This window comes from uncultured Shimia sp., from assembly GCF_947498095.1.
GTDB lineage: Bacteria > Pseudomonadota > Alphaproteobacteria > Rhodobacterales > Rhodobacteraceae > Shimia.
Genome location: NZ_CANMJE010000001.1, coordinates 327,428 through 341,996, shown reverse-complemented (window position 1 = coordinate 341,996; position 14,569 = coordinate 327,428). Strand labels below are relative to the sequence as shown.

General features: G+C 56.1%; 11 protein-coding genes. 6 read left to right on the top strand and 5 right to left on the bottom strand.

Annotation, left to right across the window (positions count from 1 at the left end; genetic code table 11):
• Positions 1 to 4 precede the first annotated feature (4 nt).
• Both Q0932_RS01695 and infB read left to right on the top strand, forming a co-directional pair.
• Complete coding sequence (locus tag Q0932_RS01695) at positions 5 to 637, top strand: RNA-binding protein (protein ID WP_299349021.1); 633 nt, start codon at positions 5 to 7, stop codon at positions 635 to 637.
• Positions 634 to 3,129 (top strand): translation initiation factor IF-2, encoded by a 2,496-nt coding sequence (infB, locus tag Q0932_RS01690; protein WP_299349018.1) that lies wholly within the window; start codon positions 634 to 636, stop codon positions 3,127 to 3,129. The genes Q0932_RS01695 and infB overlap by 4 nt, the downstream gene beginning before the upstream one ends.
• A 374-nt stretch (positions 3,130 to 3,503) precedes the next feature.
• Here the strand turns inward: infB and mutT are convergent, their stop codons facing one another.
• The 3 genes from mutT to Q0932_RS01675 are packed head-to-tail and all read right to left on the bottom strand — an operon-like array spanning position 3,504 to position 6,002.
• Positions 3,504 to 3,905: an 8-oxo-dGTP diphosphatase MutT gene (gene mutT, locus Q0932_RS01685; protein WP_299349015.1), complete on the bottom strand. Its 402-nt coding sequence runs from the start codon at positions 3,903 to 3,905 to the stop codon at positions 3,504 to 3,506.
• Positions 3,902 to 5,131, bottom strand: a complete 1,230-nt coding sequence (argJ, locus tag Q0932_RS01680) for a bifunctional glutamate N-acetyltransferase/amino-acid acetyltransferase ArgJ (protein WP_299349012.1) — start codon at positions 5,129 to 5,131, stop codon at positions 3,902 to 3,904. Before argJ ends, mutT begins: the two co-directional genes overlap by 4 nt.
• Position 5,132: 1 nt before the next feature.
• Entirely contained in the window at positions 5,133 to 6,002 is an 870-nt protein-coding gene (locus Q0932_RS01675; protein WP_299349009.1) for a peptidylprolyl isomerase, read from the bottom strand.
• A 172-nt stretch (positions 6,003 to 6,174) separates the two neighbouring features.
• Between Q0932_RS01675 and secA the strand changes: the two genes are divergently transcribed.
• The 3 genes from secA to Q0932_RS01660 all read left to right on the top strand — a co-directional run bounded on the left by secA (position 6,175) and on the right by Q0932_RS01660 (position 11,579).
• The gene (secA, locus tag Q0932_RS01670; RefSeq protein ID WP_299349006.1) at positions 6,175 to 8,874 is read left to right on the top strand and encodes a preprotein translocase subunit SecA; all 2,700 of its coding nucleotides are present in this window, start codon (positions 6,175 to 6,177) and stop codon (positions 8,872 to 8,874) included.
• A 96-nt stretch (positions 8,875 to 8,970) separates the two neighbouring features.
• Positions 8,971 to 9,996: a translocase gene (locus tag Q0932_RS01665; RefSeq protein ID WP_299349003.1), complete on the top strand. Its 1,026-nt coding sequence runs from the start codon at positions 8,971 to 8,973 to the stop codon at positions 9,994 to 9,996.
• 23 nt (positions 9,997 to 10,019) lie between these two features.
• Positions 10,020 to 11,579 carry a phosphate ABC transporter substrate-binding/OmpA family protein gene (locus Q0932_RS01660; RefSeq protein ID WP_299349000.1) on the top strand — a complete coding sequence of 520 codons (1,560 nt, stop codon included), beginning with the start codon at positions 10,020 to 10,022 and terminating at the stop codon, positions 11,577 to 11,579.
• Here the strand turns inward: Q0932_RS01660 and radC are convergent.
• Positions 11,576 to 12,337 carry a DNA repair protein RadC gene (gene radC / locus Q0932_RS01655; RefSeq protein ID WP_299348996.1) on the bottom strand — a complete coding sequence of 254 codons (762 nt, stop codon included), beginning with the start codon at positions 12,335 to 12,337 and terminating at the stop codon, positions 11,576 to 11,578. The genes Q0932_RS01660 and radC overlap by 4 nt on opposite strands.
• 175 nt (positions 12,338 to 12,512) lie before the next feature.
• Here radC and Q0932_RS01650 point away from each other — a divergent pair, with 175 nt between their 5' ends.
• Positions 12,513 to 13,352, top strand: coding sequence for an amino acid ABC transporter substrate-binding protein (locus Q0932_RS01650; RefSeq protein WP_299348994.1), 840 nt, complete (start codon positions 12,513 to 12,515; stop codon positions 13,350 to 13,352).
• A 62-nt stretch (positions 13,353 to 13,414) separates the two neighbouring features.
• Here the strand turns inward: Q0932_RS01650 and dnaJ are convergent, their stop codons facing one another.
• Positions 13,415 to 14,557, bottom strand: a complete 1,143-nt coding sequence (gene dnaJ / locus Q0932_RS01645; protein ID WP_299348991.1) for a molecular chaperone DnaJ — start codon at positions 14,555 to 14,557, stop codon at positions 13,415 to 13,417.
• Positions 14,558 to 14,569 lie beyond the last annotated feature (12 nt).

The window sequence follows — 14,569 nt, the reverse complement described above, 5'->3', positions numbered from 1 at the left end:
GACGATGGGACGCGGTGGGCGAACCAAAGACCGGGAAGACGGTCCAGAACGCAAGTGCATTGCCACGGGTGAGGTACAGCCAAAATTTGGGCTGATCCGCTTTGTGACTGGACCTGACGGACAGGTTGTGCCGGATATTCTGGGCAAGTTGCCCGGCCGAGGCATGTGGGTTGCAGCCGATCGCAAGGCCTTGGATAAGGCGGCGACCAAGGGATTGTTTGCTCGTGCTGCAAAGCAGCCGGTCAAAGTGCCGGATGATCTGTTGGCACAGGTTGAAAACCAATTGGTCCGTCGGGTCGTGGATTTGGTCAGCTTGGCCCGAAAGTCGGGTTCAGCAGTGACGGGCTACGAAAAGGTCAAGGACTGGTTGGCCAAGGATTATGCCGAAGTTTTGATCCAGGCATCAGATGGATCAGGACGGGGCAAGTCGAAACTGAGCACGCCGCATTTCGGTCATTACATCGGCTGGCTGACGGCAAATGAATTGGGTTTGGCTTTTGGGCGACAAACTGTGATACATGGGGCGCTTGCGTCTGGCGGACTCACGCAACGTGTTGTAGAGGAAGCCCAACGGTTAAAAGGCGTACGTGAAATTGGGGTGGCAGGGGCCACCCAGAAGGGTAAGACAGCTAGATGAGCGATAACGACGGTAAAAAGACTTTGGGCCTGCGCGGAGCAGGTGGACGTCCCGGCAACGTGAAGCAAAGCTTCAGCCACGGGCGGACCAAAAACGTCGTGGTTGAAACCAAACGCAAGCGCGTTGTGGTTCCCAAACCTGGTGCGGCAAAGCCAAGCGCTTCTACTTCGGGTAAAGCTGGTGGTGATCCAAACCGTCGCCCGGCAGGTATTTCGGATGCGGAACTCGAACGCCGTATGAAAGCCCTTCAGGCGGCCAAGGCCCGCGAAGTTGAAGAGGCCGCGACACGCGAAGCCGAAGAAAAAGCGCGCGCCGAAGAGCGTGAGCGTCGTCGCGCCGAGCAGGAAACCAAGGAACGCGAACAGCGCGAAGCCGAAGAAAAGGCCCGCGCCAAAGCCGAAGACGAAGAGCGCAAAAAGCGCGAAACCGAGGAAGCGGCCAAGCGCGCTGCAGCCGAGGCTGCTGCTGCTGCTGCGGCTCCGAAACCGGATGCACCCGCACGGGCGCCGGCGAACAAACCGGCCCCTTCAGCGACACCTCGCAAGAATGAGCGCGAACAGCGCCAGAACCGTGGCAAAGGTCGCGATGACGGTCGACGGTCTGGCAAGCTGACCCTCAACCAGGCGTTGTCTGGTGGCGGCGGTCGCCAGAAGTCTCTCGCTGCCATGAAGCGTAAGCAAGAGCGTGCGCGCCAAAAAGCAATGGGCGGCCCTGTTGAGCGCGAGAAGGTTATTCGCGAAGTACAGCTGCCGGAATCCATCGTTGTGTCCGAGCTGGCCAACCGTATGGCCGAGCGTGTGGCCGACGTCGTGAAATCGCTCATGAACATGGGTATGATGGTCACGCAGAACCAGGCGCTTGATGCTGACACTGCGGAACTGATCATTGAAGAGTTTGGCCACAAGGTTGTGCGCGTGTCGGACGCGGACGTGGAAGACGTGATCGCAGACATCGACGACGATGATGGTGCTCTGTTGCCGCGTCCTCCGGTCATCACGATCATGGGCCACGTTGACCACGGTAAGACCTCGCTATTGGACGCAATCCGCGATGCCAAAGTTGTGGCTGGCGAAGCTGGCGGCATTACGCAGCACATCGGTGCTTACCAGGTACAGACGGGCGATGGCGTCACGCTGAGCTTCCTTGATACGCCCGGTCACGCGGCCTTTACATCGATGCGTTCGCGCGGTGCTCAGGTCACGGATATCGTGGTTTTGGTTGTTGCCGCTGATGACTCGGTCATGCCGCAGACGATTGAGGCGATTAATCACGCCAAAGCCGCAGACGTGCCGATGATTGTTGCGATCAACAAAATCGACAAACCGGCTGCTGAGCCTGACAAGGTTCGGGCCGAACTGCTGCAACACGAGGTCATCGTTGAAAAGATGTCTGGTGAAGTGCAGGACGTCGAAGTTTCGGCGATCACCGGTCAGGGCCTTGACGAGCTGCTGGAAGCGATTGCCCTGCAGTCCGAGATCTTGGAACTGAAAGCGAACCCGAACCGCGCCGCCCAAGGCGCCGTGATCGAGGCTCAGCTGGACGTGGGTCGCGGACCTGTTGCGACGGTTCTGGTTCAAAAAGGTACGTTGAAACAAGGCGATATCTTTGTTGTGGGTGAGCAGTACGGTAAAGTTCGTGCGCTGATCAACGACAAGGGCGAGCGCGTTGCCGAGGCCGGACCTTCGGTACCGGTTGAGGTTCTTGGTCTGAACGGCACACCCGAAGCGGGTGACGTGCTGAACGTGACCGAGACCGAAGCGCAAGCACGTGAAATTGCCGAGTATCGTGAGCAAGCCGCCAAGGACAAGCGCGCCGCAGCTGGTGCCGCAACCACACTTGAGCAGCTTATGCAAAAAGCCAAAGACGACGCCAACGTCGCCGAAATGCCAATCCTGGTCAAAGCTGATGTGCAGGGTTCTGCCGAGGCGATTGTTCAGGCGATGGAAAAAATCGGCAACGACGAAGTACGCGTGCGGGTTCTGCACTCGGGTGTGGGCGCGATCAGCGAGTCTGATATTGGTCTGGCCGAAGCATCCGGTGCGCCGGTCATGGGCTTCAACGTGCGTGCCAACGCATCGGCGCGTAATGCGGCCAACCAAAAGGGCGTTGAGGTTCGTTACTATTCGGTGATCTATGATCTCGTGGATGATGTGAAGGCGGCGGCTTCGGGCCTATTGTCAGCAGAAATTCGCGAAAAGTTCATCGGCTATGCCGAGATCAAAGAGGTCTTCAAGGTTTCGAACGTCGGCAAGGTTGCTGGTTGTATCGTGACCGAAGGTGTCGCCCGCCGTTCGGCCGGCGTACGCCTGTTGCGCGACAACGTGGTGATCCACGAAGGCACTCTGAAAACACTCAAGCGCTTCAAAGACGAAGTTGCCGAGGTACAGTCAGGTCAGGAATGCGGTATGGCGTTCGAAAACTATGACGATGTCCGCCCGGCAGATGTGATCGAGATCTTTGAACGCGAAGAGGTGACCCGCACGCTTGAGTAAGCGCGTTGGAGAAACCAAAAACAAAAAAGGGGCTGCAGGAAAACCGGCAGCCCCTTTTTTATGGGTTCTGTTGTTCCTGGATCTAGCACCGTGCGATGGGCTGACCGGAATACACCTTTGAACCGACTTGAACCGAAATTCGACCATCGGGCAGCGATTTTACGAACGTGCCTTGTATCGAAATGAAATGGCCCAACGTAATTGTTCTCAACATGCCAGTTCCCCCAGTGAGATGACGTAGCAGAACGATAAAAATGAATTGCAAAAAACTTACTGGTTAACCGTCACGTAGCGTTAACCTAGATTAGCAATGTTCAAAAATCCAGTTTTTAAAGGCGCAGGGGCGTTGGTACGCTGCCAGGTTGGACTGGGCCTTAAAGCCAATCGCGCAGAATTGGGATGAGAGGAATGTCCGCCGGCGGCATGTCAAAGTCTCTAAGCTGCTCGGGCCGGACCCATTTCAGCGTTTGGTTTTCTTTCGACATTGGCGTTCCCTGCCATTTCCGGCAGGCAAACAGCGGCATCAAAAGATGAAACTCTTCATAGCTGTGCGACGCGAAGGTCAGAGGCGCCAGGCAGCTTTCCCAGGTATCAATGCCCAGTTCTTCCTGCAGTTCACGGATCAGAGCGGCTTCCGGAGTTTCCCCAGCTTCAACTTTCCCGCCGGGAAACTCCCACAAGCCAGCCATCGATTTTCCTTCGGGTCGCTGGGCTAGCAAAACACGCCCATCCACATCAATCAAAGCGACAGCTGACACGAGTACAATCTTGGTCACGAGCGATAGTCCGCGTTGATTGTGATGTAGCCATGCGTCAAGTCGCAGGTCCAGACTTTGGATTGACCAGACCCAATTCCCAGATCGACACCAATCACCAGATCCTGCTGTTGCATGTAGTCCGCGCCAGCCTCTTCCTTGTACTCGGGTGAGACCCAGCCGTTCTCGGCGACCAGAACGTCGCCAAAGCGGATGGTCAAAAGATCACGGTCTGCTGCCGCGCCCGATTTGCCAATCGCCATCACCACGCGCCCCCAATTCGGGTCTTCGCCGGCGATTGCGGTTTTGACCAAGGGAGAGTTCGCAATGGCCAGAGCGTGCGTGCGTGCGTCGGCGTCACTGGCAGAACCCGTGACCGAAACCTCGACAAACTTCGTCGCACCTTCTCCGTCCCGAACAACTTGGTGTGCGAGGTCTAGCATAACTCCTTGCAAAGTGTCGCGAAACACTCCGTCGGCCTGCGAGACTTTGGCGTCGCTGGCCCCGGTGGCCGCCAAGAGCAGGGTGTCTGACGTTGATGTATCGCTATCAACCGTGATGTTGTTGAAAGTCAGATCCGTAAGTTCTGTCAGAATCTGCTGCAAAAGCGGCCGTTCGACCAAGGCATCGGTAAAAATATAGACCAGCATTGTGGCCATATCCGGCGCGATCATGCCTGATCCCTTGGCGATCCCCGCAATCCGAACCGTTTTGCCATCAATGACCACTTCGGCTTTGGCGCCTTTGGCAAACGTATCCGTGGTGCGGATGGCTTCTGCTGCATCTTTAAGCGCCGCAGGTGACAAAGCAGACTTCATCTCATCCAGCCGCGCGGTGATTTTGTCATGGGGTAGGGGTTCGCCAATTACGCCCGTGGACGACGAGAACACGCGCGATTCCGGCAGGTCAAGACAGGTAGCAACTGCGCTCGTCACGGCATGCGTTGCGTCGGCACCATTGCGCCCGGTGAAGGCATTGGCGTTCCCGGCGTTCACGATAATGGCAGCGCCCTCTTGGCTGTCCGAGCCGATCTTTTCCTGACAGTCCAATACCGAAGCCGAACGTGTCGCAGAGCGCGTGAACACACCGGCAATGGACGTTCCGGGCGCAAGGCGCGCCAACATGACGTCCTTGCGATCCGCATATTTTACGCCCGCCGCAACGGCCGCAAACTCGGCACCATCAATAATTGGGAGATCGGGAAAACTGGCCGGAGCCAGAGGAGAGATCGTGGTTGTTTTTGCCATATCAGTCAGACTCGATAGAGAAACCCAGAAGATCAACTTGCTTGAGGATTGCAGGGTCCATGCCTTCAGCACCACTGCGATCCACGTTGGCCGTTTCCGTCAGGCGCGCAATATGTGCCGCCGTCATTTCCTGCTGCAACTCGCTCACAAGTTCTGAGCGTACTTGCTCGAGAGCCGGAGCCTCTTGTACGCGCATGTCGTTTAGGATGATCAGGTGCCATCCAAACTGTGTTTGGACGGGCTGCGAAACCTCGCCTACGTTCATGTCTACTACGGCCTGTTCAAATTCAGGCACCATCGAGCCCGGGCCAAACCAACCCAGTTCCCCTCCGGATGGTCCCGACGGGCCCGTTGATTCAGCCTTGGCGGTTTCAGCAAAATCGGCGCCTTCTGTAATAGCAACCCGGAGCTCGGCAGCCTTCTCTTCTGTCTCGACGAGAATATGCGATGCGTTGTATTCCGGCAGACCCACAAAATCGGTGACGTATTTTGTTTGATACGCGGCCTCAAGCTCGGCGTCTGAGATGCCGGCCTTGATAACTTCGTTGATCGCAGCACCGGCCCGCAGCAAACGGCGCTCATTTTCAAGCCCCAAGACGACCGCTGCCGGTTCATCGCCTGTCAGAGACTGTGACAGGATGGCTTGTTGGACAATTTGATCGAGGAGCGCGTTGAACAAGACGTCGTCTGGCAGCGCCTTATATTGGTCTGGCAGCGCCTCACGCATGAGGATCATATGGCCGACCGTGAATTCGGCGCCATCAACGGTTGCGACAACTGTTGTCGCGTCCGGGGTCTCTTGTGCCAACACAGGTCCACTCAGCATGGCGGCAATTGCGAATGAGCGGAAAATCTTGAGGTGTTTCGACATCGTTTGGTCCTTGGCTCCTGCCGCGCTGGTTGGCGGCGTTGACACTGTTACTGCGGCCCCTTACATCGCTGTGAAGCAAAGGCAATATGGCCGTTCCCCCGTTTGTATGAGCAGGGCGCGGGACGGGCAAGCAGATGCCTCGCACGAATCTGTCAACGAAGGACAAAAACACATGTTGGGTATCGGAAAACTTGCCAAAAAAGTGTTCGGGACACCGAATGACCGCAAGATCAAGGCGACCCGCTCTTTGGTTGACAAGATCAATGCGCTTGAGCCTGACTTCCAGACGCTTTCGGATGACGAGATCAAGGCCAAAACACAAGAGCTTTCCGAGCGCGCCAAAGGTGGCGAGAGCTTGGATTCGCTTCTGCCCGAAGCATTTGCCAACTGCCGTGAAGCGGCCCTTCGCTCACTTGGACTGCGGGCTTTCGATACGCAGTTGATGGGCGGCATCTTTCTGCATGAGGGCAATATCTCGGAAATGAAAACGGGTGAGGGCAAGACCCTTGTTGCCACGTTCCCGGCCTATCTGAACGCGCTGACGGGGGAAGGCGTGCACATCGTGACCGTCAACGATTACCTCGCCAAACGTGACTGCGAATGGATGGGTAAAGTTTACGCTGCCTTGGGCATGACGACGGGCGTCGTCTATCCGCGCCAGCCCAGCGAAGAAAAACGAGCCGCCTATGCCTGCGACGTAACTTATGCCACCAACAACGAGTTGGGCTTTGATTATCTGCGCGACAACATGCGGTCTGAGTTGCGCGAGATGTCCCAACGCAAGCACAACTTTGCCATCGTGGATGAGGTCGACTCAATCCTGATCGATGAAGCACGGACCCCGCTCATTATTTCCGGTCCTGCGGAAGATCGCACAGATCTCTACAACGCCATTGACGTTCTGATCCCGGAATTGTCCGACGACCACTTCACCATCGATGAGAAAACCCGTCAGGTGAACTATACGGACGAGGGCAATGACTTTCTTGAGGCACAGTTGACCGAGCGCGGTCTCTTGCCCGAGGGCCAAACCCTTTATGATCCGGAAAGCACGACGATCGTTCACCACGTGAACCAAGGTCTTCGGGCGCACAAACTGTTCATAAAAGACAAAGACTATATTGTCCGTGACGGTGAAGTGATGCTGATCGACGAATTCACGGGACGCATGATGCCGGGCCGTCGCCTGTCCGAAGGTTTGCACCAGGCTATTGAAGCCAAAGAAGGCTGCGACATCCAGCCAGAGAACGTCACACTGGCGCAGGTGACTTTCCAGAACTATTTCCGGCTATACGACAAACTGTCCGGCATGACCGGTACGGCATCAACCGAGGCCGAAGAATTTGCAGAAATCTATGGCTTGGGTGTGGTTGAAGTTCCGACCAATATGCCGATCGCTCGGATCGACGAAGATGATGCAGTCTATCGAACGGCACGCGAAAAATTCGAAGCCATCGTTGAGACCATCAAAGAGTCCAGCGAAAAGGGTCAACCTATCCTTGTGGGAACGACATCGATTGAGAAATCTGAATTCCTCAGCGACCTTCTCACTAAGGCTGATATCAAACACAACGTTCTGAATGCGCGCCAGCACGAGCAGGAAGCGCAGATCGTTGCGGATGCCGGGAAACTGGGCACCGTGACCATCGCGACGAACATGGCAGGCCGCGGGACCGACATTAAATTGGGCGGCAACGTCGAGTTCAAGGTTCTGGAGGCGATTGCCGCCACGCCTGACGGCGATCACGCAGCGATCCGGGCCCAAATCGAGGCAGATCACACAGCTGATGAAGAGGCTGTCAAAGCAGCGGGCGGCCTGTTTGTTCTTGCCACCGAGCGTCACGAAAGCCGCCGCATCGACAATCAGCTGCGGGGCCGTTCCGGCCGTCAGGGTGACCCGGGACGCTCAGCGTTTTTCCTGAGTCTCGAAGATGACCTGATGCGGATCTTTGGCTCTGAGCGTTTGGAAAAGGTTCTCTCGACTTTGGGTATGAAAGAGGGTGAAGCCATCGTGCACCCTTGGGTCAACAAATCACTCGAGCGCGCGCAAGCCAAAGTCGAAGGTCGTAACTTTGACATTCGTAAGCAGCTTTTGAAGTTTGACGACGTGATGAACGATCAGCGTAAGGTCATCTTTGGCCAACGCCGCGATATCATGGAAGCCGAAGACCTGTCGAACATCGCACAGGAAATGCGCCACGAAGTGGTTGCGGACTTGGTCGATCAACACATGCCACCCAAGACCTATGCGGATCAATGGGACACCGAAGGCCTTCACACCGCCTGTATCGAACAGTTGGGCATTGATGTGCCTGTGATCGACTGGGCGCAGGAAGAGGGTGTTGACGATGATGACATTCTGGAACGCCTTGAAAACTCCGTTGATGAGATGATGGCGCAAAAAGCCGTCAGCTTTGGACCCGAAGCCATGCGCATGATCGAAAAGCAGGTACTCTTGCAGACCATCGACGCAAAATGGCGCGAGCATCTTTTGACGCTTGAGCACTTGCGTTCGGTTGTTGGTTTCCGGGGATATGCCCAGCGTGATCCGCTGAACGAATACAAGAACGAGTCGTTTCAGCTGTTTGAGAACATGTTGGACAGCTTGCGCGAAGACGTGACCAAGACGCTCGCCAATATCCGTCCTATTTCCGAAGAAGAACAGCAACAGCTCGCGGTCGAAATGGAGCAACAGCGTGCGGCTTTGGAAGCGGGGGCTCAAGACCCCACGGCTGATGCCGAACCAGCCGGTGAAGCCGCTGAAGGTTTCGACGAAAACGATCCAAGCACTTGGGGAAATCCCGGCCGAAACGCGCAATGTCCATGCGGCTCCGGTAAAAAATTCAAGCACTGCCACGGTCGTCTGACCTAAGGCTAATCGACAGACAATCTCCTAAAGGGCGCCATATGAGCGCCCTTTTTGCATGACACCAAGACGTATCGGGGCAGTACGAGTTTTGGAGTCAACATGTCGAAGAAAGATATCAACGTGTGCCGTCGTTACGCGCTTGCCGGCGCGACGCTTTCGGTCGCCATATCAATTGGTTTTCTCATGCAGCAGAGTGAACCGGGATACGCGGGTCAAACCCTGCCTCAGCCGATTGTTGCGGATGTTCCAGACGCCGTTGTGTCTGCCAAGTATGCCGGTAACACTGAAACTGCCCTAAGCAATGTTGAGGACCTCTCGGCGCTACCAAGCTTTCCGCAGGAATTGACTCCCCAAGCGGATTTGCCAGCGCAGCCAGTTGTCCTGTTGGTTTCGACGGACACACCTGTCGGGGCTTTGCCCCAGGAAGAGGCCGCGCCACTTTTGAACTGCGAGGCGACGTTGACCGCTGAACCAGTTGCGGGTGCAATGGTTGACCTGACGCTGAGTGCCCCTTGCATGTCAGGAGAGCGAGTGACGATCCATCATGGCGGCCTGAAGTTCACTGAGCTTTTGGGTGACGATGGGGGGCTGACTTTGACCGTACCGGCGCTAGCAGAGCAAGCCATGTTTGTCGTGGCCTTTACCAACGGTGACGGGGCAGTCGCGCGCACCGAGGTAAGTTCATTGCCCTTCTATGACCGCGTCGCTGTGCAATGGTCAGGCGATACCGGTCTGCAAATCCATGCACGCGAGTTTGGCGCTGCATATGGTACCGAAGGACACGTCTGGCAGGATGCACCACGTGATGTCACGGCTGTTGCCGGCGGCTATGGTGGGTTCCTAACACAGCTTGGAAACTCAGATCTTGCAGAGCCTACTTTGGCCGAAGTTTATACTTTTCCAACCGGCACTGCGCAGTCCGTTGGCCAGATTGCTCTTAGCCTCGAAGCCGAAGTTGATTTGGGCAATTGTGACCGCGACGTTGCTGCAACCTCATTCGAGTTAAAGGGTGAGGGAGAGCTGCAGGTCCGGGATCTTGTCCTCTCAATGCCCACCTGTGACGCCACAGGAGAATTTCTGGTGTTGAAAAACCTGTTCGAAGACCTGACAATCGCCAGCAACTGACAGGCGATTGCAGGATCAAAATTATGCAACAGTGTCGTGCGGCGGTTTTCGCCGCACTTTTCCTTTTTGTTGGGGCCGTATCGGCCTTTGCGCAGGACATTACCCTGCGATCACAGGACGGTTCCGTTGAGATCACCGGGACCTTTCTCGGGTTTGATGGCGAGTTTTATCGTGTCCGCACCAAATATGGTGAGCTGACCGTGGATGGAACCGGCGTGAATTGCGAGGGCCCCGCCTGTCCCAGTCTGACGAACTATGTCGCCGAAATCTCTATCTCAGGCGCCTCGACAATGGGTGAGGTTCTGATGCCGGCCCTGATTGAGGCCTTTGCTCTACGCAACAATTACAAGGTGTCTCGAGCGGCAATTGACCGGGAGCACTTTGATTATCAGCTTAGCGACGGAACCAGCGGGCAGGTGCTGGCTCGGTTTGCGTTTCACGCGACAAACTCGGATGAGGGTTTTGCCGACCTTCTGGCGGATGAGGCGGATATCGCCATGTCCCTGCGCGAAATTCGCTCACCTGAGGCCAAGCGCGGGTTTGAGGCCGGGCTGGGCGACATGACGGACGGCAACCGAAGCCGGGTCTTGGCGTTGGATGGAATGGTGCCCGTGGTTTCGCCGGGCAATCCGGTGCAGGCTTTGTCGCCTTTGCAGCTCGCACAGGTTTTTGCCGGTCAGATTGACAATTGGAGCGAATTTGGCGGCCCCGATGCGCCCATCGCCCTACACTTGATGGAGCCAAGCTCGGGTATGGCGCAAGCCATTGAAGATCAATTGATGAAGCCTGTTGGACGTGTCGTATCGGAGAGCACGACCCGGCATGACCGCAACATCTCGTTGGTGTCAGCGGTTATCCGTGACCCCTTTGCAATTGGCATTGCCAGTTTTGCAGAAACCGGAAACACTCAGATCCTGACGTTGAATGGGCCTTGCGGGTTCTCGCTGGCTGCGTCGCGTCGGACAATCAAAACCGAAGACTATCCCCTGACCGCGCCAATGTTCCTGTATTTCCCGGCACGACGGTTGCCCAAGATCGCACGCGAGTTCCTGGCCTACACCCGCAGCCCTTCGGCACAGATCGTAATCCGGCGCGCTGGATTCGTGGATCAATCGCCCGAAGAAGTGCCGGTGAATCTGCAAGGAGATCGGTTCGCTAACGCCATCTCTGTTGCTGGTGACGACGTTACATTGGAAGAGCTCCAGCGGATGGTGGACCGATTGGGGCCGATGAAACGGTTGACGACGTCGTTCCGCTTTCAGGCAGGATCAACACGATTGGATGCACAATCACGATCCAACGTGCAGCAACTTGCCCGTGCGATCGAAGCGGGCATCTATGACACGCGCACGCTGGTCTTTGTCGGATTTAGCGACGGCGAGGGGGCGGCCGCCGGCAACCGCCAGATTGCCCAGAAACGCGCAGAGACCGTTCGAGGAGCTGTGACATCGGCAGCAGAGACGGCGAACTTTGACCAGCTTACGATTGAAGTCGACGCCTTTGGTGAGGCGATGCCTATGGCATGTGATGACAGCGCCTGGGGTCGACAAGCCAATCGCCGCGTCGAGGTATGGTTGCGTTAGAGATAGCCCTCGGATCGAAAGCTCATCTCACGTGACTTTCCAACGATCAGATGGTCATGCAGCGCGATACCCATTACCTCGGCGGCCTGTTGCACTTGCTGCGTCATCGTAATGTCCGAAGATGACGGCGTCGGGTCGCCAGAAGGGTGGTTGTGGACCAAAATCAATGCACTGGCATTGATCTCCAGCGCCCGCTTAACGACCTCACGTGGGTAAACTGGAACGTGATCCACCGTTCCGCGCGCCTGTTCCTCATCTGCGATCAAAACGTTCTTACTATCCAGAAACAAGACACGAAACTGCTCCGTTTCACGGTGCGCCATTGTCGTGTGGCAGTAGTCGACCAAGGCCTCCCAACTTGACAGAACCTGTCGTTGCATAACCCTGGATCGCGCCAGCCGATGTGCCGAGGCCTCAACGATCTTCAACTCGGCAATCACGGCTTCTCCGACGCCCTTAACCTCAACCAGACGTGTAGCTGGCGCAGAAAGGACCCGGTTGTAGTCGCCAAAGGTCTCTAGCAGCAGGTGGGCAAGTGGTTTGACGTCCTGACGGGGTATCGCCCGGAAAAGAAGCAGTTCCAGCAGTTCGTAATCCGGTAAGGCATCTGCTCCACCCTCCAGAAACCTCTGGCGTAACCTCTTTCGATGACTTGAAATATACGAGGGCACGCGCCCTTTGGGCAAAGGCTCTGGCACGGCCTCGTCGGCCTCAAAAAGCGGCAAGGGCATCTCAAAAAAGGCGCGCTGGTCAGACATGTACCCAAAGTGCTGAAGCAATATGAACAAAGTGTTAACTCTGAAGCCGGCGGAACGACGACCGGACGGTGCACTGATTTCTTGAGAATGGACTTGTGTGACTGCGGGACGGGCGGCTAGCTTGGCCCAAGCTCATTAATAGAAATTCTTCAAACTTCATATGTCAGGAAACCCTATGCGAAATCTTCTGCTTGCTTTGTCATGTCTGGCCATGGTCGGTACGACCGCTTCGGCTCAGACTTTGGAGCGTATTAAGGAAAAAGGGGTCATGACACTTGGCTACCGAGTGGATGCGGCGCCCTTGTCCTACCAAAAGCCTAGTGGAGCCCCTGCAGGATACTCTCCGACAGTTTGCGCTATGGTTGCGCAGGGCGTCGTCAATCAGCTGGAACTGGAAGGGCTTGAGGCTCGTTTCGTCCCGGTCGATGCATCAGATCGTTTTGAAAAGGTCGCGAGTGGCGAGATTGATCTGCTTTGTGGTGCGGCGTCGATTACCCTTAGCCGTCGCGCGCTTGTTGATTTCTCAATTCCGACATTTGTCGATGGAACAGCCATCTTGGTGCAACAAGATGCGCCTTCGGACTTCGCGTCATATGCGGGAAAAAAGCTGGGTGCGCGCAGCAATACAACCACCAAGGAAGCTTTGAACAATACGCTTAATGCAATGGACATGCAGGCGGACGTAATCTCATTTGCCTCGCACAATGACGGGGTTAAGGCGCTGGAAAGTGGAGAAATCGATGGCTATTTTGCCGATCAATCAATTCTGGCCAACCTTCGCATGACCAGCCCCAGTGCCAACTCTCTGAAGATGTCGGATGAAATTCTGACGATTGAAAAGCACGGTTTGGCAATGGCGCGGGGTGACGCAGATTTCCGTCTGGCGGTCGATACGGCGCTGTCAAAGATGTATGCCAGCGGTGATATGCAACGTATCTTCATTGAAGTATTCGCAGGCGTTCAACCGGGGTTGGGTCTTAAGGCGATGTATGTGATTGCGCCGACGATTGACTGAACTTCGCAAACGAATAAGGGCGTGCAAATGAAGCGCGCCCTCACGTCTAAATGCTAGGCCGATCAGCCTTTCATTGAGTCCCAGAAGTTCTTGACAGACTTAAAGAAATTGCTGCTCTCGGGATTGTTCTCTTCTGAGAGGTCCTCGAATTCGCGTAGCAGTTCTTTCTGTCGGCTGGTGAGGTTCACCGGGGTTTCCACAGCCATCTCAATGAACATATCTCCAGCACCGCCTCCGCGCAGTGCAGGCATGCCCTTGTTGCGCAGTCGCATTTGGCGTCCGGATTGAGATCCTGCAGGAATTTTCACACGGCTGCGGCCACCGTCGATTGTCGGAACTTCGATGTCGCCACCCAAAGCTGCGGTTGCCATTGAGACAGGCACCCGGCAGAAGAGGTTCGAATTCTCGCGCTCAAACAATTTGTGCGGTGCGACTTCGATAAAGATGTAGAGGTCGCCTGACGGTCCGCCACGCATTCCAGCCTCGCCTTCGCCAGACAGTCGAATGCGCGTACCGGTTTCAACACCGGCAGGGATGTTGACGGACAATGCACGGTCTTTCTCGACACGACCCTGACCACCGCATCCCTTGCAGGGGTTCTTGATGATCTGGCCCAGTCCTGAGCAGGTCGGACAGGTGCGCTCAACAGTGAAGAAGCCCTGTTGCGCCCGTACTTTGCCCATACCCGAGCAGGTGGGGCAGGTTGTGGGCTCGGCACCACCTTCAGCTCCGGAACCTTCGCATTCGTCACATTGCACCGAAGTCGGCACGTTGATGGTCTTCTGCAGGCCGGAAAAGGCGTCTTCCAGTGAAACGCGCAGGTTATAGCGCAGGTCCGCGCCGCGAGCGGCACGTTGACGTCCGCCACCGCGTCCGCCACCGCCCATGAAGTCACCAAACAGATCATCGAACACGTCCGAAAATGCGCTGGCAAAGTCGCCCTGACCCGGATGGCCCCCGCGTGGACCGCCCATGCCGCCTTCGAACGCCTGATGACCAAAGCGATCATAAGCCGCCTTTTTCTCGGCGTCCTTCAGGATTTCATAGGCTTCATTGGCTTCTTTGAACTGACCTTCGGCTTCGGGATTGTCCGCGTTGCGGTCGGGATGCAGTTCTTTGGCCTTCTTGCGATAGGCCTTTTTGATTTCGTCCGCGGAAGCCCCTTTGCTGACGCCAAGTACCTCGTAGAAGTCACGTTTTGTCATGGGTTACTCCTT